General features: G+C 71.0%; 14 protein-coding genes. 5 read left to right on the forward strand and 9 right to left on the reverse strand.

Features of this window, described 5'->3' with window-relative positions; all coding sequences use genetic code 11:
• Positions 1-13: 13 nt before the first annotated feature.
• Positions 14-1,474 (forward strand): serine/threonine-protein kinase, encoded by a 1,461-nt coding sequence (locus WMF22_RS15770; RefSeq protein WP_437299894.1) that lies wholly within the window; start codon positions 14-16, stop codon positions 1,472-1,474.
• 79 nt (positions 1,475-1,553) lie between these two features.
• Here WMF22_RS15770 and WMF22_RS15775 read toward each other — a convergent pair whose 3' ends face one another.
• Positions 1,554-3,038 carry an IS4 family transposase gene (locus tag WMF22_RS15775; protein ID WP_438032847.1) on the reverse strand — a complete coding sequence of 495 codons (1,485 nt, stop codon included), beginning with the start codon at positions 3,036-3,038 and terminating at the stop codon, positions 1,554-1,556.
• A gap of 657 nt (positions 3,039-3,695) precedes the next feature.
• On the opposite strand from WMF22_RS15775, the gene WMF22_RS15780 reads away from it, so the two are divergent.
• Entirely contained in the window at positions 3,696-3,884 is a 189-nt protein-coding gene (locus tag WMF22_RS15780) for a hypothetical protein (RefSeq protein WP_437299895.1), read from the forward strand.
• 1,410 nt (positions 3,885-5,294) lie between these two features.
• Positions 5,295-6,260 (forward strand): glycoside hydrolase family 11 protein, encoded by a 966-nt coding sequence (locus WMF22_RS15785; protein ID WP_438036273.1) that lies wholly within the window; start codon positions 5,295-5,297, stop codon positions 6,258-6,260.
• 50 nt (positions 6,261-6,310) lie between these two features.
• Here WMF22_RS15785 and WMF22_RS15790 read toward each other — a convergent pair whose 3' ends face one another.
• Both WMF22_RS15790 and WMF22_RS15795 read right to left on the reverse strand, forming a co-directional pair.
• On the reverse strand, positions 6,311-7,120 hold the full coding sequence (locus WMF22_RS15790; protein WP_437299897.1) for a fumarylacetoacetate hydrolase family protein: 810 nt from the start codon (positions 7,118-7,120) through the stop codon (positions 6,311-6,313).
• 135 nt (positions 7,121-7,255) lie between these two features.
• Positions 7,256-7,840, reverse strand: a complete 585-nt coding sequence (locus tag WMF22_RS15795) for a class I SAM-dependent methyltransferase (RefSeq protein WP_044968501.1) — start codon at positions 7,838-7,840, stop codon at positions 7,256-7,258.
• Between the two features lie 199 nt (positions 7,841-8,039).
• On the opposite strand from WMF22_RS15795, the gene WMF22_RS15800 reads away from it, so the two are divergent.
• Positions 8,040-8,708 (forward strand): DUF2293 domain-containing protein, encoded by a 669-nt coding sequence (locus WMF22_RS15800; protein WP_437299899.1) that lies wholly within the window; start codon positions 8,040-8,042, stop codon positions 8,706-8,708.
• Positions 8,709-8,735: 27 nt separating this feature from the next.
• On the opposite strand, the gene WMF22_RS15805 is transcribed toward WMF22_RS15800, so the two are convergent.
• Positions 8,736-9,368: an HAD family hydrolase gene (locus WMF22_RS15805; RefSeq protein WP_438036274.1), complete on the reverse strand. Its 633-nt coding sequence runs from the start codon at positions 9,366-9,368 to the stop codon at positions 8,736-8,738.
• A 325-nt stretch (positions 9,369-9,693) separates the two neighbouring features.
• On the opposite strand from WMF22_RS15805, the gene WMF22_RS15810 reads away from it, so the two are divergent.
• Complete coding sequence (locus tag WMF22_RS15810; RefSeq protein ID WP_437299901.1) at positions 9,694-10,893, forward strand: vWA domain-containing protein; 1,200 nt, start codon at positions 9,694-9,696, stop codon at positions 10,891-10,893.
• A gap of 78 nt (positions 10,894-10,971) precedes the next feature.
• Here the strand turns inward: WMF22_RS15810 and WMF22_RS15815 are convergent, their stop codons facing one another.
• The 5 genes from WMF22_RS15815 to WMF22_RS15835 all read right to left on the reverse strand — a co-directional run bounded on the left by WMF22_RS15815 (position 10,972) and on the right by WMF22_RS15835 (position 16,774).
• On the reverse strand, positions 10,972-12,030 hold the full coding sequence (locus WMF22_RS15815; protein ID WP_437299902.1) for an LNS2 domain-containing protein: 1,059 nt from the start codon (positions 12,028-12,030) through the stop codon (positions 10,972-10,974).
• 54 nt (positions 12,031-12,084) lie between these two features.
• Positions 12,085-13,272, reverse strand: a complete 1,188-nt coding sequence (locus tag WMF22_RS15820) for an acyl-CoA dehydrogenase family protein (protein WP_437299903.1) — start codon at positions 13,270-13,272, stop codon at positions 12,085-12,087.
• Between the two features lie 119 nt (positions 13,273-13,391).
• The gene (locus WMF22_RS15825) at positions 13,392-14,846 is read right to left on the reverse strand and encodes a serpin family protein (RefSeq protein WP_438036275.1); all 1,455 of its coding nucleotides are present in this window, start codon (positions 14,844-14,846) and stop codon (positions 13,392-13,394) included.
• A 112-nt stretch (positions 14,847-14,958) separates the two neighbouring features.
• On the reverse strand, positions 14,959-15,744 hold the full coding sequence (locus WMF22_RS15830; RefSeq protein ID WP_437299905.1) for a hypothetical protein: 786 nt from the start codon (positions 15,742-15,744) through the stop codon (positions 14,959-14,961).
• Positions 15,745-16,066: 322 nt separating this feature from the next.
• Positions 16,067-16,774 (reverse strand): hypothetical protein, encoded by a 708-nt coding sequence (locus tag WMF22_RS15835; RefSeq protein ID WP_437299906.1) that lies wholly within the window; start codon positions 16,772-16,774, stop codon positions 16,067-16,069.
• Between the last annotated feature and the right edge of the window lie 8 nt (positions 16,775-16,782).

The following is a 16,782-nucleotide window of genomic DNA, read 5'->3' on the forward strand; positions in this document are numbered from 1 at the left end:
CGATGGTCCGTTCATGATCGACGCGTCGACGCTGGGCAAGGAGCTCGCGGGCCGGTACAGCGTGGAGGGGCTGCTCGGCGTGGGCTCGATGGGCGCCGTCTTCCGCGCGCGCCACCTCGCGCTCGCGCGGGTCGTGGCGATCAAGGTGCTCACCGGGCACACGGATCCGAACGCCGGGGAGCGGATGCTGCGCGAGGCGCGCATCTCGGCGCTCATCAAGTCGCCGCACGTGGTGGGCTGCTACGACTTCGGCTTCCTCTCGAGCCGCTCGCCGTTCATGGTGATGGAGTACGTGGGCGGCCCGTCGCTGGCCGCGCGGCTCCAGGACGGGCCGCTGCCGCTCGACGATCTGCGGCGCTACATGCTCCATGCGGCGCGGGGGATGGCCGCCGCGACCGAGCTCGGGGTGATGCACCGCGACCTGAAGCCGTCGAACATGCTGATCGCGCCGTCGGGGGAGCTGAAGGTCGCCGACTTCGGCCTCGCGCGCCTGACCGCCACGACGGGGCCCTCGGCGCTCCGGGAGCAGCCCCTCACCGCGATGGGCACCGTGCTGGGGACGCCGTTCTACATGGCGCCCGAGCAGGCGTGGAGCCCGCAGGAGAGCGACACGCGCGCGGACATCTACAGCTATGGCGCGTCGTTCTACCACGCGGCCACGGGCCAGCGGCCGTTCGAGGAGCAGGAGCTCCTGCCGCTCCTGCTCGCGCACCGGCAGGACATCCCGGCCCGGCCGCGGGCGCTCCGTCCCGAGCTCGACGAGGACGTGCAGACCGTCCTGGAGCGCTGCCTGGCCAAGGACCCGAAGGACCGCTTCCAGTCCTTCGACGAGATCGACACCGCCCTCGTGGGCGCCCAGAGCACCCGCTGGGGGGATCCGCACGATCTGACGCTCCGTGTGTACATGGAGCAGTACAAGCGCTTCCGGCCCGCGCTCCTGGCGGGCGGCCCTGCGGGGCCGGTGACGGCCTTCCAGTTCCACGGGGACAGGACGCTCTCGATCGTGCGCGCGAACATCGCGGGCGTGTCGGCCGACGCGCTCGTGAGCGCGGACGACGGGCAGCTCACCATGGCGGGCGGCGTGGCGCTCGCCCTGAACCACGCGAGCGGCGGCGTGTGCCACATGGAGACGCGCAAGTACATTCCCGTGCGGCACGGCGGGGTGGTGGTCAGCTCCGCTGGCAGGTTGAACGCGCGGTTCGTGTTCCACGCGATCACGCTCGACTGGGATCACGTGGCGACCTACAGGCCGACGCGCGACCTCATCCTGCGGCTCCTGGAGGGGTGCTTTTATCAAGCGGACACGATGAAGCTCCGGAGCATGGCGCTGCCGCTGCTCGGGGCGGGGAGGGCCGGCTTCTCGCCCGCCGAGTGTCTCGACACGATGGTCGAGTTCCTCGTGAAGGCGATGCTCCTCGGAGGGACAGGGCTGTCGCACGTGACGATCGTGCTCCGGGAGGGCGCAGGGGTCTGAGGGAGCGCCCTCTCGGCAGGTCGCGCCGCGTCATCGCCCCCGGCAGTCCCCAACGTGGACGTGGACGTCTGAGGATTGATCACATTTCCCCCTTAGTTTTCGCGGTGTTGGCAACGGCGGCGTTCCAGCCCGTCTCCAGCATGAGCAAGGTCTGCATTCCGCGCGCAAGCGTCAGCCAGCCGGGGGCGCCGTTGCGCTTGAGGTGTCCACCAAGACCGGCAACGGCGTAGAGCGCATCGACTACGGTCGCCCCCTGAGCCGGCAACTTCTTGGGCTGGTGCTGGTGCAGCAGCTTCAGCTGCGTCGGGTTCAGGGCTCGTTCCGCGGGCGCGTTGGGCTCAAGGCGTGACAGAGAGCGCAGCAGCAGCATCTGCCACGCGATCGGGGCGAACAGCGCCAGCGCGTTGGTCAGGCTCCGGAAGCTCTCGAGCTGGCGCGTCTCGAGGGCGCAGCCGGTCTTCAGGGCCTTGAAGAACTCCTCGATGAGCCACCGTGCCCGGTAATGGTCGACGATCGCTGCGATCTGGTCGGGCGTGTCGATGGGCTCGTTGGTCGCCAGCACCCATGCGACCGGCTCCTCGCCCGCTGGCGTGTCGATCTCCTGTACCAGCACGACGTTGACCGCGAGCTCTTCGGCCAGCTCGGGCAGGTAGTACGGACGGCGCAGCGCCAGGCGCCGGGCGCCGACGCCCAGCGTGGCGCTCCGCTCCGAGCGCTCGGGGTGCGCGCGCTTGCTCGCCGGGACAGGGCCGGCGCGGCGTTGGGTGAGCACGACCTCGCGACTGAGCTGGATCGGCAGCTCGACCAGCGCCTCGCTCAGCCGTAGCCGTGCGCTGTCGTCGAGCGTTTCTTCCTCGTCCTCGGCCAGCTCCGACACGTTTCGATCGCGCGCTATGCGCACGACGAAGCGGTGGCCCTGCTCGACCATGGCGCACAGAAGCGGGTAGGCGTCGGCCTCGCGGTCCATGATGTGCAGCAGCGACGTGCGGTCGCCCACGGCCTGCTCGGCCGCTTCTACCTGCCGCAGCCAGCGCGTCGACTCCTTGTCGGTCACGCGCGCATAGTCGCTGCCGGTCCTGTTCTTCTTGCGTGAGCTCTTGGAGAGGGTGGAGGCTTTGCGGGCCCAGCAGGCAAGGCCCAGCACTCCGAGCGGCTGGTTGATCGCGTCGGTGGCCACGGCGAGCGTTGCGTGCGCCAAAAAGCCCTGCGTGTCCTTGCCGTTGAGCGGACCGAGCCCCTTGCGTGCTCCGTCGCCGTCGAAGGCGACCGCGGTGGTGTCATGCACCGCGCGAACCGTGCCGTGACCGGCCATCCGCTCGAGGGTCTGCTGGCTGTGGGCTTGCACCAGCGCACCATACGACACGCGCTTGTTGCCAAGGAGCCGGTAGAAGCCCTCCAGCTCGGCCTCGGTCTTCAGCGAGTCCGGGAAGCTCTCGCCCGGCGCGACGCTCAGCCGTGCCACCACAGCCCGGACCCGCTGATGCAGGCGCGCATCGCCCAGCTGCACCGTCTCGAACTCGCGCACGATCGACGGCATCGCTTCCGGCACATCGGGATTTCCCATGATATTTCAGACGCTTGGCGGGTCCGAAACGGATCAAGAAATGTGCGGGATCCTCAGACGTCCACGTCCACGTCCACGTTGGGGACTGCCGGGGGGCGGGCTTGATGCCCTGAACGCGCTCGGGCACGGCTCCTGCGCAGCTCAGCCGGCCTCCTGTACGTCGATTTTGTGTCCTTTATCACTGAATGCCGCCTCCTGCGCAGCTCAGCCGGCCTCCTGCGCAGCGCCGGCGGCTCTCTTGCGCAGCCACGGCGGCCTCCTGCGCAGCGCCGGCGGCTCTCTTGCGCAGCCACGGCGGCCTCCTGCGCAGCGCCGGCGGCTCTCTTGCGCAGCCACGGCGGCCTCCTGCGCAGCGCCGGCGGCTCTCCTTCGCAGCCACGGCGGCCTCCTGCGCAGCGCCGGCGGCTCTCCTTCGCGGCCACGGCGGCCTCCTGCGCAGCGCCGGCGGCTCTCCTGCGCAGCCACGGCGGCCTCCTGCGCAGCGCCGGCGGCTCTCCTTCGCAGCCACGGCGGCCTCCTGCGCAGCGCCGGCGGCTCTCCTGCGCGACTCTGGCCGTCTCGTGCGCAGTCTCTTCTCGTCAGCGTTTCGGTCGATCGATCTCTGCTGCGAGCACGCGGAGGCCCTTCAAAAGGCGCCCCGCGGCGGAGTACTGGTACGTGGGCACTGAGAAGCTGAAGGACGATGCGCCCTTCCCCGTCGTCCGCGGCGCCTCCGCCGGAGGAGACGAGGAGGGCGAGGAAGACGGCGCCTCGGAGGAGGCCGAGCCGGAGGACCGCGCGTCCGAGGAGGGCGAGCCGGAAGACGACGAGCCGGGTGAGGACGGGGACGACCAAGAGTCGCCCTGATCTCGCCCGTCACGAATCCCTACCGGGAATGGCCCCGAGCCGACCCAACCGACGAGCGCCGCTCGCGGAGAGATCTCATCGACGCGATCCACTCCCAGGATTCGCGTCCCGTCTGCATCGAGCTTGCTGACCTCTTCCGTGATCGAGCGCGGCGCCCGCGACGAGGGGCACGTGCGCCAGCGTGGGCGCGACCCCTCTCGCCCGCTTCGACCGCGCGGCGAGCACGGTGCTGCCGCCAGCGTCCAACGAGATCGCCGCGGCGCCGTGGATCTCCGGACGCGTGCTGTTCGCCGACCACTCGGCTGACGAAGACTGCCAATCACATCACCATCAGCACACCAGCGTACGCCCAGGACGGGTCGACTCCTGTCTCTTCGGAACACTCGCCGATTTTCTATTTGACGCCCAGATCCCACCAGGAACAATCCGTCGCTCCAGGGGCAGGCGTCGGGGTCTATCGGCGGCGTCGGAGGCTTCGGGTATGTCCCGCTACAGCCGCAAAACCACACCGGCTACGACGAGGACCCATGCAGCGGCGGCTCACGGCTCGTTTAGCAGCTCTTGTCGGCAGCATTGCGTCGATGTGGCGGAGGCATGCGAAAATGACTGTCAAGTGTGACAAGATTCAGGACGGCTGCCATGAGGACTGCACAAGACGCGACCCCACGGAACGTGTCGCGAGAGGTGAAATGCCGAGTATTCAAGTGTCTTCGCGACGGCGAGGCTGAATGCAGGTGAGGTCCAATGTTTGAGTTGACCACTCCATTTGCCCCAACGGACGGTAGTCCGCGGCGGACCATCACGCTTCGAATGAGTGACGTGCGGCTCGAGCCCGATGGTACGCGGCCCCGCCGATGCCGAGCGTCGGCCCGTCGTCGCCGCCGCACCCGACCAGCGCGACTCCGAGCGCGAGCACGCTCGCCGTGAAAAGCAAACTACGAGCGTCCATGCTGCGCAGGCTAACAGGCGAGTCAGACGTCGTGTCAACCAGCGCTCACCCCGTGACTCCACACTGGAGGCGCCGGAAGGCGACTCGCCTCGGGCTAACCCATCGGATCCACGAACACTTCGAGGCGGAGCAGACCCCATCGAAGAAAGGACCCTTGACTTTCGCCTCATGGTTGTAAGAGTATTTCAAACCCCCTTGTTCTTGCTTTCTCCGTCGGATGCCCGGCACAATCGTACGGCGTATTCGTGCGTGAGCGTCTGTTTGATGAACGTCGTGAACGCGAGGCATGTGGTCGGCGCAGGCTCGCAGGTGCATTCATGATCGCCGGGATCCTGAGCGCGCTGGCCGGAAATCTTGAATTTAAACCAATGGTTCGAGGGTACGCAGGCGTCTCGATGGTTCAGTAATTCATCTCGAGCAGAAGCCTGCGGCTTCGCCGGTCCATCATGGAGAACCCTTCAATGCGCATCGCTCCCTTGCTCGGCTACTTATCCGCTTCGATGGCATGCGGCCTGCTGGCGTGCAACGCCGAGCGCATCGTGGGCGAGGACCTCGAAGTCCTGGACCCCTCGTCGAGCAGCGGCTCGATCTCGTCGACGAGCAGCAGCTCGGGGACGGGCGGCGGCGGGGCCGGCGGGACTGGCGGGGGCTCCTCGTCGAGCAGCAGCTCGGGGACGGGCGGCGATGGGGCCGGCGGGGCCTCCTCGTCGAGCAGCAGCTCGGGGCCGGGCGGCGGCGGGGCCGGCGCCGGTGGGGCCTCGTCGTCGACGAGCAGCTCGGGGACGGGCGGCGGCGGGGAGGGCGGGGCCGGCGGGGCCGGCGGCGCGCCCGACGCGCGCACGACCTCCGAACCGTCGGTCTGCAGCAATCAAACCGGCGACCACTGCGGCTTCACCTATCAACTCTGGAAGGACCGGGGGACCGGCTGCCTGACCAGCACCGCGGATGGCTTCAGCGTGGAATGGAGCGATATCAACAGTTTGCTGGGCTGCAAAGGCCTGAGGCCCGGGTCGGCGAACCAGATCGTGACCTACGAGGCCGACTTTCAGCCAGGGGGCAATTCCTACCTGGGTGTCTATGGATGGACGAAGAAGCCGGACGTCGAATACTATATCGTCGATGGCTGGGGCACCTGGCGCCCCCCTGGCGGAACAAGAACCATGGGCACCGTCACGAGCGACGGAGGCGTCTATGACATCTACAGAGTCGATCGATCCGATGTGATTGGGATCGATGGCGTCAATGCCCCTCCCCAGTTCTGGAGCGTTCGCACGCAGAAGCGCACGAGCGGAACCATCACCGTCGCCAACCACTTCGACGCATGGCAGAGTCTGGGGATGAACATGGGGACCTTGAGCGAGGTCTCGATGTTCGTGGAAGGATATCAGAGCAGCGGAAGGGCTGAGGTGAGCTTCTCCATGAGATGAGCGCCGGGGTCGGAGCGTCGCTCCGGCCCGCCCCCGGGCCGCTCGCCGAGCTAGCGCCCGCTCGCGCCGTCTCCCCGCGCGGCCACGGACAGCCGCAGCGCGCCGATCCCGCGCGCCTCGGCCGTGGCGCCGGCGATGTCGATGACGAGCTCGTCGCCGGACACGAGCGGCCCCACGCCCTGGGGCGTCCCGGTCGCGATGACGTCGCCAGGCTCCAGGGTCATCACCCGGCTGATGTACGCGACCAGCTCGGCCACTCCCCAGATCATCTGCGACGTCATCCCGTCCTGCCGCACCTGGGAGTTCACGACCGCCCGCACGCGGAGCGCCGCGGGGTCGAGCGCCGTCTCGATCCACGGCCCCACGGGGCAGAACGTGTCGAACCCCTTGCCCCGCGTGAATTGCACGTCCTTCCGCTGCAGATCCCGCGCGGTGATGTCGCCCAGGCAGGTGTACCCGAGCACGTGATCCAGCGCCTCCTCCGGCCGCACGGCCCGGGCGCGGCGGCCGATGATCACGCCGAGCTCCGCCTCGTGCTCGACCCGCTGGCTCTCCGGAGGGAGCACGATGGACTGGCCAGGACCGATGAGCGCCGAGGGCGGCTTGAGGAAGAGGAGCGGCTCGACCGGGACGTCGTTGCCCAGCTCCTGCGCGTGCGCGGCGTAATTGCGCCCCACACACACGATCTTCGTGGGGGCCACGGGGCAGGCGAGATCGATGTCGGTCCACGCCACGGCCTCCCCCGTTGTCTTGCCGCCGAGCCAGGGCGGGGCGTCCAGGACGAGCGCGGCTGCGCCGTCGAGGCGGGCGAAGAAGGCTGGGCGATCCTGATCGGGAGGCGCGAGGCGAGCGAAGCGCATGGCGCGAGCAAAGCGCGATCTTCGCGTCGCGGCAAGCCTCGGAGACCCGCGCGCCGCGACGTGCGAGCGCCGGGCGCCCGCCAGCGCGGAGCTCGTGCGTCATGGTCGTCGCGCGACGTCGGCGGCGGGCCGCCGTCACCGAGGAGGCGCCGCGACACCCCGACGTCGCGCGACGAGGCGAGCCTCGTGATGCCCTTCCTCGAGCCACCCTTCCTCGTAACGGACCACCTCGAGCGCCTCGCCGAGGAGCCCCGGCAGCTCGCCGTCATCGAGCAGCCAGCGCGCGCTCGGGTGCGCGTGCCGCAGCAGGTTCGACCGCGTCGGGTGCACGACGACGAGGTGGCCGCCCGGGGCGAGCTCCGCCGCGCAGGCTGCGAGCCTGCGCTCGAGGAAGTAGAAGATCAGGAGGAGGTCCCACGGCCCGGCGGGGAGCGGGTCGCGCTCCACGTCGAGCGCCACCGTGCGCAGCGCGAGCCCCTCTCTCGCCGCGGCGGTCCGCGCGACGCCGAGCCCGACCTCGGAGATGTCGGCGAGCGTCACGTCGAGCCCGCGCCGCGCGAGCCACAGGGCGTGACGACCCGCGCCGCCCGCCAGGTCGAGCGCGCGCCCGCGCCGGGGCAGGAGCGGATCGAGCGCCGTGAGCACGGCGGACGGCTCCCCCGGATCGCCGCCGCCCTCGCGGTAGCGGGCATCCCACCTCGTGCGATCGTCGTCCGACACGCTGTCCTCCTGTCCTGCTGGCCGCACCGGGGCGAACACCGGCGAGCGCCCCTCGCCGGCGCGGAGCGTACCATCCCAGCGGGCCGCTCCGGCGCAGAGCGACGGCCCTCCAGCGGGCCGCTCCGGCGCGGAGCGACGGCGCCGGCCGGCGTCTTCTGGACGCGCGGCATGACCTGGCCTAGCACGCCGGCGGTTCGCCATGCCCGAGTGCCTGACCCTGGCCCCGACCCCGGATCCCCGCCGCTTCCGCGCGCCCGACGGCGCGCTGCTCTCGCCGCCCGAAGGCTGGGTGTGCCTGCCCCCGGGCGACGCCGGGCTCACCCGCCGGGTGAAGCTCGCGGGCCCTTCCTGGATGGTCGTCGAGAAGCGCGGGAGGAAGACGTTCTCCCGGGGCCTCTGGGCGCCGGCCGCCACCATCGAGGCCGCCCGCGCGGCGCTCGAGGCCGAGCGCAGCACGCCCGCGTACGCAAAGAAGCGGGAGGCGGACGCCCGGCGGAGGGAGCGCGACCAGGAGGAGTACGTGCGCGAGTTCGAGGCGGCGGTGGCCGCGTTCCTCCGGTTCTCGCCGCGCTACGCGGCGCTCGCGCGGGCGGTCGCGACCAAGGTGACGCTGCACGCCACGCCGGTCGGCAGCGGCACCGTCGCCCGCACCGAGCGGATCCCGGTCGCGCAGCGCGCGGAGTCGGCCGTGATCGCCTGGATGCGGCACCAGACCACGGCCTACGACGCGATGGCCATCCCGCGCGTGAAGGGGATGCGCCGCGAGGTGCGGCGCGAGCTCGCGCAGATCTCCCGCGCCATCCTCGATCTCCATCGCGGCGACGCGCCGCACGCGGGCGCGTCGTGCCCGCTCTGCGCGGCGCTCTGACGCGCGGGGCGGCGCGGGGCGAGCCCGTCACGCGCCGAGCAACCCCTCGCCGAGCAGCCCCTCGCCGACCAGCCGCGCGCGCAGCCCCGCGGCCCCGTCGAACAGGTGCGCGCGCATCCCGATCGCGGCCGCCGCCTCGCAGTTCTCGGCGCGATCGTCGACGAACAGGCACTCGCCGGCGCCGACCCCGATGCGCGTCATGAGCCGATCGAAGAACTCGCGCGCCGGCTTGCGCACGCCCAGGTGATGGCTCGAATAGACCCCCTCGAACAGGACGTCGAGCGCGAACGCCTCGCGCACCTCCTCGACCCACACGGGGTAATTGCTCGCCACGAACCTGAGCGCGCGGCCCTCGAGCGACGCGACGATCTCGCGCACGCCGGGCAAGAAGCGGTATCCCGCGCGGCGCACCCGGTTGAACGCGTCGAGGTCGAACGAGAACCCCGCGGCGCCTTCACGAAAGAACCGGCGAGCGAACTCGGCCTCATCGATCTCGCCGATCTCGAACGCAGGCCAGCACGTGGGGTCGCGGTGCTTTGCCATCTCGGAAGGCGCGGCGGGCGCGCCGGGCGCGGCGGACCGGATCGCCGCGGCGAGCGCCTCCCGGTACGGGTCGTAGAGGACGGTGTCCATCAGATCGAAGCACACTGCGCGGACCATCAGGCGCGAACCGTAGCACCGGCGCGCGCCTGTGTGCGCACACAGGTCACACAGGCGCACAGGCGTGCGGCCACACGGGTGAGTTGCGCTGAGGGCGCGCGAGCCAGCGCGAGCCAGCCCGATGTCACGAACACGAAACGGATACGAACTACGAACTTTGAGAAAGCGCATCTCGCAATGCGCTGCGCGATGGCTTATACTGGGTATGGGTGGCGAGTTCTCAGGAGCGTGGTCCGGCGGTGCGCCGGCTCCTGAGGTCTCGTGTGGTGGTCTGCTTTATCTACCGGCGCGCGGCGCCGGTACTTGCTTAAAAAGGAGTCAGGCCATGAGATTGCCTGCGATGAGCATTGCCTTGTTCACGGTCGTCGTGGCCAGCGCGGCGTGCGGCGGCGGTGGTGACGACCAGAATGTCAATCCGAGCGGCTCGGGCGCCGGGAACAGCTCGGGCAATGGGACCGGAGGAGACGACGGCGGCTTCGGTTCAGGGGGGGTGACCTCGGGCAGCGGCGCCGGCTCGGGCAACCCCAGCAGCGGCGCAGGCCCTTCGACCGGGGCCGGCGAGGCGTGCGCCACGCAATCGGCCCAGGCCGGGCTCCAGCCCGTGTACCTGGCTGTCGCGTTCGACGTGTCGGGCAGCATGGGGATGAACGACAGGCCCTCGCACAGCAAGGAGCTCAAGTGGGATCCCGTCGTCGCCGCGACCAAGCAGTTCTTCAAGGATCCGGCGTCCGCGGGGCTCACCGCCTCGCTCACGTTCTTCCCCGGCGAGCGGCGGATGTGCGACGCCAGCACCTACCGCACGCCGGACGTCGAGATGACGCCGCTGCCCTCCGAGGCGTTCGGCGAGGCGATCGACGATGTCACGCCCGCGAACGACGACGACTGGGGCATGAGCACGCCGACGGCGTTCGTTGTCGACGGGACGGTCACCTTCATCAAGGCGCAGCGCCAGGAGAACCCCGGGAAGTACGCGCTCGTGCTCGTGACCGACGGCTACCCGCAGCGCTGCAGCCGAGACGCGGACAGCATCGAGGCCGTCGTCGAGCGCGTCGAGGGGGCGCGCCAGGACAACGTCCCGACCTACGTGATCGGGGTGGCCAACCCGCCGGAGGACGAGCCGGGGAACGTCGACAACCTGCGCGACATCGCGGTGGCGGGCGGCACGGGGAAGGCGTTCATCATCGAGACCGGCAACCCCGACGCGACCGCGACCGCGTTCAGGGCGGCGATCGACGAGATCCGCGGCGCCGCGGTGTCGTGCACGGTCGCGATCCCGGCCGCTCCCGACGGGCGGACGTTCGACAAGCAGCGGGTGCGCGTGACGTACACGAGCGGAGGGGGCCAGCCGAAGGCCGTCGCGTACGATCAGGAGTGCGCGAGCGCCGACGCCTGGCGCTACGACAATCCATCGAACCCGACGCAGATCGAGCTCTGCGAGAGCGTGTGCGGCGCGATACAGTCCGATCCCCAGGCGTCCCTGGGCGTCGACTTCACCTGCGAGGACGTGATCGACATCCCGCAGTGATCGGCGGCGGGCGCGCTCCCTGATCCGGGCGCGCCCGCCGCTCGCATGGCGCGTGGGTGCGCGTCGCGAGCGCTTCCCTCAGGGCGCGCAGGCGGCCTGTGGGCTGAAGAGCGCCGGGGCGAGGCCCCGGTAGTCCTCGTGGGGCACGCCGCCGCGGAGATCGCCGCCGAGCTTGTAATAAAAGCACCGCGAGGCGGGGATCCCGGCGGCCGTGTACGTCGCCACGTCGCTCGGCATGTTGCCGAAGCCGAAGGAGGGCACGATGCCCGTGCGCGCCTTGAGCCATCCGAGCTCGATGGTCTTGTACCTGGCCGCCGCGCCGCCGAACGCGCCGGTGACGCCGATGGTGGTGTGGAGGATGCCCGGCGGGAAGCCCTGCTCTCGCAGCCAGACCCTCGTGCTGCCCACGAGCCACTCGGGGCGCGCTGTCACATAGAAAAGGTAGATCCCGCTCTCGGCGAGGGCGCGCATCGCCTCCGCCGCGCCGGGGTGGGCGGCCGGCGGGCCGCCGCCGACGAGCTCGCTGACGACCGCCACCTCGCTCGACGTGAGCGTCCCGTCGACGTCGGTCACGGCCACCTGCGCGCCGGGCGGGAGGACCTCGATGAACAGATCCGCGCTCGTGGCGTCGCCGGCGACGGCGAGGTGGACGCGGTGGCGGCCGACCTCGAGGCGCCGGCCCGCGGCGAGGTCGATGTAGACACGCCCGCCGGTGTCCGGGATCCCCTCCGTGGTCGGGTGCGGGTGGTCGTCGTCGCTCGTCCGGAAGGTGCCGAGCCGCTCCCAGGCGCCGCTGCAGCCGCGGAGCAGGTAGGCCTCGACGTCCTCGTCCTCGAGATCGTCGTCCTGCGGCCCGTAAGCGAGCTTCGCGATGGCCCACTGCGGCCCGTCGGCGCGGGCGAAGAGGTCGCGCCCGCGGTGGCGCGGCCACCCGGCCGCGACCAGGCGCGAGCGCGTGTGCCTGAACCCGCGCGGCAGGGCGGCCGGGGGCGGCGCGTCGCACGCCGGACGGGCCGGGCAGGCGCCCGCCCGGGGCCGCGGCGGCGCGGGAGCGTCAGCCTGACGCGGGGCACCGGCGCAGGCGACGAACGAGACGGCGGCGAGGACCAGCGGGGCGAGCGGGGCGGGGCGCACCATGTCCACGTATACCGCGTTGGTCGTGGCCGTGAACGTGGTCGTGGTCGCCAGCGTTCAGGTCCAGAAGCCGGTCGGCTGCCCCAGGAGCGCGGCGCCGGCCTGGCCGAACCAGCCCTCTGCGGCGGCGGCGTGCTGCGAGAAGGTGTGAATGTCCCGGAACCGCCGTTGCACCGGCGAGGCATTCCGGGCGACTCCGCCTCCGCCCGCCTGATAGCAGGCGTCCACGGCCCGGGCGGTCACCTCCGTCACCCAGGCCAGGGCGCCCGAGATCCTCGGCGCCATCGCGAGGGCGGCGCCAGGGTTGTTCACGCACGCGTCCCAGAGCTCGTCCCCCATGTCGCGCAGCAGGGCGCGCGCCGCGCGGACGCTCGTCTCGGCGCGGCCGAGGTTCACCTGGAACAGCGGGGAGTCCGCCAGCTGGGCGCGCGCATACAGCCGCTTCTTGCCCGAGCTCGCGAGCGTCACGACGTCGTCGAGCGCCCCCTGGGCGATCCCCACGGCCACGGCCCCCATGTGGAGCACGAAGTGCAGGACCGGCGCGACGAAGCCCGGCCCGGCCACCGACGGCTGGCCCCCGAAGATATCGAAGGTGTTCACCTCGGGGCAGAAGGCCCCTTCCAGCGCGATATCGTGGCTCCCCGTGCCGCGCAGGCCGAGCACGGACCAGGTGTCGATGATGCGCGCCTCGCCCGCCGGGAACAGCATGCCCCGCATCTCTGGCGTCTCGCGCACCTCGCCCGCCTCGCCCGCCGGGCCCATCCGCGGGCGGCCGCCGTCCATGATCACGCAGTTTCCGAACAGCCAGCTGGCGTGCTCGCAGCCGCTCGCGAAGCTCCAGCGCCCGGTGACCCGGTAGCCGCCGTCCGTCGCGTGGGCTTCCCCCTGCGCGTTGAAGCCGCCGCCGATGATCACGTCCGGCCCGCCGGCGTAGATGGCGTCGAAGCGCTCGCGCGGCAGGAGCGCGAAGAGGTTCGGGCTCTCCGAGCCGATCATCACGGTCCAGCCGGTGGCCCCGTCCGCCCGGGCGAGCGCCTCGAGGACGTCCATCCCCGTGCGCAGATCGACCTCGTGGCCGCCGTGGCTCCTCGGCACGAACATCCGGAAGCAACCCGCCGCCTTGAGCTGGCCGAGGAGATCCGCGGGGAGGCGCCGCGCCTCCTCGATCTCGGCGCTCCGTGACGCGATCGCGGGGGTCAGGTCACGGACGGCATGCAGCACCTTCGCGGCGTCTTCGTTCTTCATCGCTCGCTCCTTGAAATCGGGGGGGTGGCAGAGCCCGTGAAGGCCCGGCAAAACGGCTCATCGTACGGCGGTTCTGGCGCTCCGCGCGGACTTTCGGTACCCCTCCGCCGGGAGGAACGTCATCGCGGGTCGGTCACGCGGCCCATGAACAGCACGGCGCCTGTCGCGACGTCGCGGATCAGGAAAACGAACGGGTGATCCGCGCGGAACACCTGGGGCTGCGCCGGGGCCGACCGTGTCGTCATGACCACGCCCGTGGCCGCGGCGGCCTCGGTCCCTTCCTCGTTGACCTCGACGAACGCCTTGTGGCGGACCTGGGAGATGAAGAGCGGCTCCGCCCTCGTGATCCCGGTGAAGTCGGCCTTCTTGTCGTCGAACGCGAGCGGCATGCCCAGCGCGCTCAGGGTCGCCGACAGCTCGAGCTCGGCGGTCATCTTGAAGCGCGGGAGCGCCACGTCGACCCGCGCCGGATGGAGCGCCTCCACGTACGCCTTGAGCTCCCCCGCCGAAAGGCGCTGCTCCACCTTCGCCAGCCCGTCCACCTGCTCGGGCAGGACGACGACCATGGCCAGCCGGCGCTCGGGGCTCTGCGCCTCGTACGCGAGCTCCAGCACCGACGCGTCAGCGGCCTTTCCGAAGCCCGCCAGCAGCGTCTTGCGCATCATCGGCACGGCCGGCGCCGTCCCGGGCTTGACCGTGAACGGCTCGTTCTTGGTGGCCCGCTTGTCGAACGGCGTCGCCCACTTCCCCTTGAAGTACACGGCGTTCGTGAGCACGAGCCGGGTGAGACCGGTGATGCTGCCGGCGGGCATCAGGTCCTTGATCTTCCCGTTCGTCTGTTGCTCGACCCATTGATTGATGCGCCCCCGCGCCGGCTCGCTCCCGCCCTTGAAGTCGACGAGCTCGATCCCGGCCCCGTAGTGCTGCTGGGTGGTGCTCTGGAACGCGGGCTCGATCGGCAGCCCGGCCTGGCCCCACAGCCGGTTGGCGATCCGGAGCTCGGGCCCCTTGGGCCCGGTCGCCAGCGCCAGCTCCTTGAGGAGCCCGGCGAACGCGGGGTGGAGCGCCTCGGGCGGGAGGGTGAACTCGAGCGTCTTCGCCATCTGGGCCGCGGTCTCGCCGCGGGCGCCGGCGTAGGTCATGGCCAGCGCGGTCGAGATGCTCGCCGGCGAGAAGAAGAGCTTGTCTTTCGTGGCGGCGAGCTTGCCGTAGAGGCGCTGCGCGAACGCCGCGTTCGCGTCGGCGAGCGCCGTGGCCGGCGGCGGGGCCGGCGGCGTTGCGTCCGGCGAGGCGGGCTCGCTCGGCCCAGGGGCCGCCGCCTCGGAGGCCGGCTTCGCGCCGGGACAGACGTGCTCCCACCGGCACGCCCCGCCCTCGGCGCGCGCGCACTGCGGGGTGCCGGTGGAGCCGTCGTCGCAGACGCGGGCGATCATCGCGAGGGGGCCGCAGTCGGCGGGCTGGCACGCGGACGCGCTCGGGGCCGGCGCGGCCGGCGGGACGTTATCCCGGGCCTGACACCCGAGCCCCAGCAACGTGCACAGCGCGGTCGTGAAGAACGAGATCGGTCTGGCCATGGCGCTGCGGTACCAGCGCGCCCGGCCGGCGGGAAGCTCGACCGGAAGACGGAACGCGGCGAGGGCGCGAGCTCCTACCGCGCCGGCGGGCGTCGCCGCGCGGCGCGCGCCGTCAGAAGTTGTGGACGAACGTGAACCGGCCAGCGAGCTTGTTCCCGCCGATCTGGCTCTCCTCCTGCGTCTCGTAGCCGAGGTAAAGGAGCAGCTTGTTTCCCGTGCCGTAGTTCAGCCCGATCACGCCGCCGACCTGCAGGCTGGCGAGGCCGCTCTCGTCGACGTCCGCACCGGCGGTCAACGGGTCGTCCTCGAGCGCGACCTCGTTGAGGTCGATCGTGGCCTCGAGGTGCGGGCCGATGCCGAAGTCGTCGATGGGGTAATAGAGCAGGAAGTCCCGCGTGTAGACGTAGTTCTGGACGCTCTCGTTGAACATGCTGGAGAACGACCCCAGGATCCACGACTCGAAGTAAACGGGCTTCGCGTCGACGAAGGTGAACAGCTGCGGGGCGACCAGCGCCGCCGGCTCCATCGTCATGAAGTTGAACGAGAAGCCCACCATCGGGTTGATGGTGACAGGGCCCATCGTGAAGGCGGGGCCGATGTCGAACTCCGCGGTTCCCAGCGTGGTGAGGTAGATGTCGCTCGAGAGGCTGATGGGGCCGACCTGGTGCGAGGCGCCGGCCCAGAGCTGGAGACCGAGGCTGTCTGCGTCGAAGCGGAACCAGCTCGGGATCGGCGCCGGCGCGGCGGGCTCCGCCGCGGGCGTCGGCGCCGCCGCGGCCGCTGCGCCCGGATCAGCCGGGGGCGGCGCGGGATCCTGAGCCCAGGCGGCCGGCGACGCGAGCAATCCCACGACGCAAGCGAGCGCCGAGCAACATCTCCCCATATCGTTCTCCATCATCGAATTGCCTCCTCTGCGCAGCATGAGGTGAAAGCAACATGAAACATGAGAGCAACATGAAACATGAGAGCAACATGAAACGTAACGGCAGTCGGCTGACACTAACGTAATGGAGAGCAATTAGGCAAAGCCCATGTGCACGGAGAGCCTCCGAGCGGCGCGCGGCGGCGTGGCCTGCCTGCGCTGGCGCAGCTCGCTAGCGACAGGCGTCGATCGGGCAGGGGAGCGGCTTGAGCCGTTGGCGGCGCTCGATCGCGGGCGCGGCGCCGTTCGCCGGGGGCGCGCAGGGGGGAGAGGGCCTGCGCGTGGTCTGAGAGGAGGATCACACGGGGATGTGCTGGATGCCCGCGGCCGCCCCGAGCGACGCCAGCGCGGCGGCCCCGACGAGGAGCAGCGTCATCTTCAGCAGCGTCCCCTCGATCTGGTCGGTGACGAGGCCGTCGACGCCCTGGGCGAGCTCGTCCCGCACCTTCAGCAGGTCGATGCCGCCTCCCTGGTTGGCCTCGTTGCGGAAGCGCGCCAGCGTCAGCTTCTCGATGGTCCCGAGCAGCTGCGCCTCGATCCTGCGCCGCAGGAACCCCCGCACGCCGCCCCCTGTCGGCGCGGCCTGCACCCTGTGGATCACGGCGAGGCGCAGGCGCTTCACCGCCTCGTTGAGCGGGACCCGCTCCACCGCCTGCGCCATCCGCCCGCCGCGGGCGCCCGCCTCGGCCTGCTCGGAGACGCCGAGCAGCCGCTCGAACACGGCGGTCACGAGCATCCCGCCGAGGCGCTTCGCCCGCACGATCTGAAGGATGCCCGTGCCGAGCGCCCGCTTCCACGACAGCGTGAAGCCGATCACGGCGGAGAGCGCGAGCGCCGCGACGGCCGCCAGCCCCCCGCGCAGCGCCGAGCCGTCGGCCGCGATGGCATACGACGAGGCCGCGAGGACGAGGGCCAGGAACGACATGGCCGCGGCGGTCAGGAAGAAAGAGCGGAGCGCAGGTCCCAGCGCCCCGGCGACGCCTTGCACGAACGGTCGAAGATCCATGACCGCTC

The sequence above is a fragment of the Sorangium sp. So ce204 genome, from assembly GCF_051526795.1.
Classification (GTDB): Bacteria; Myxococcota_A; Polyangia; order Polyangiales; family Polyangiaceae; genus Sorangium; species Sorangium cellulosum_B.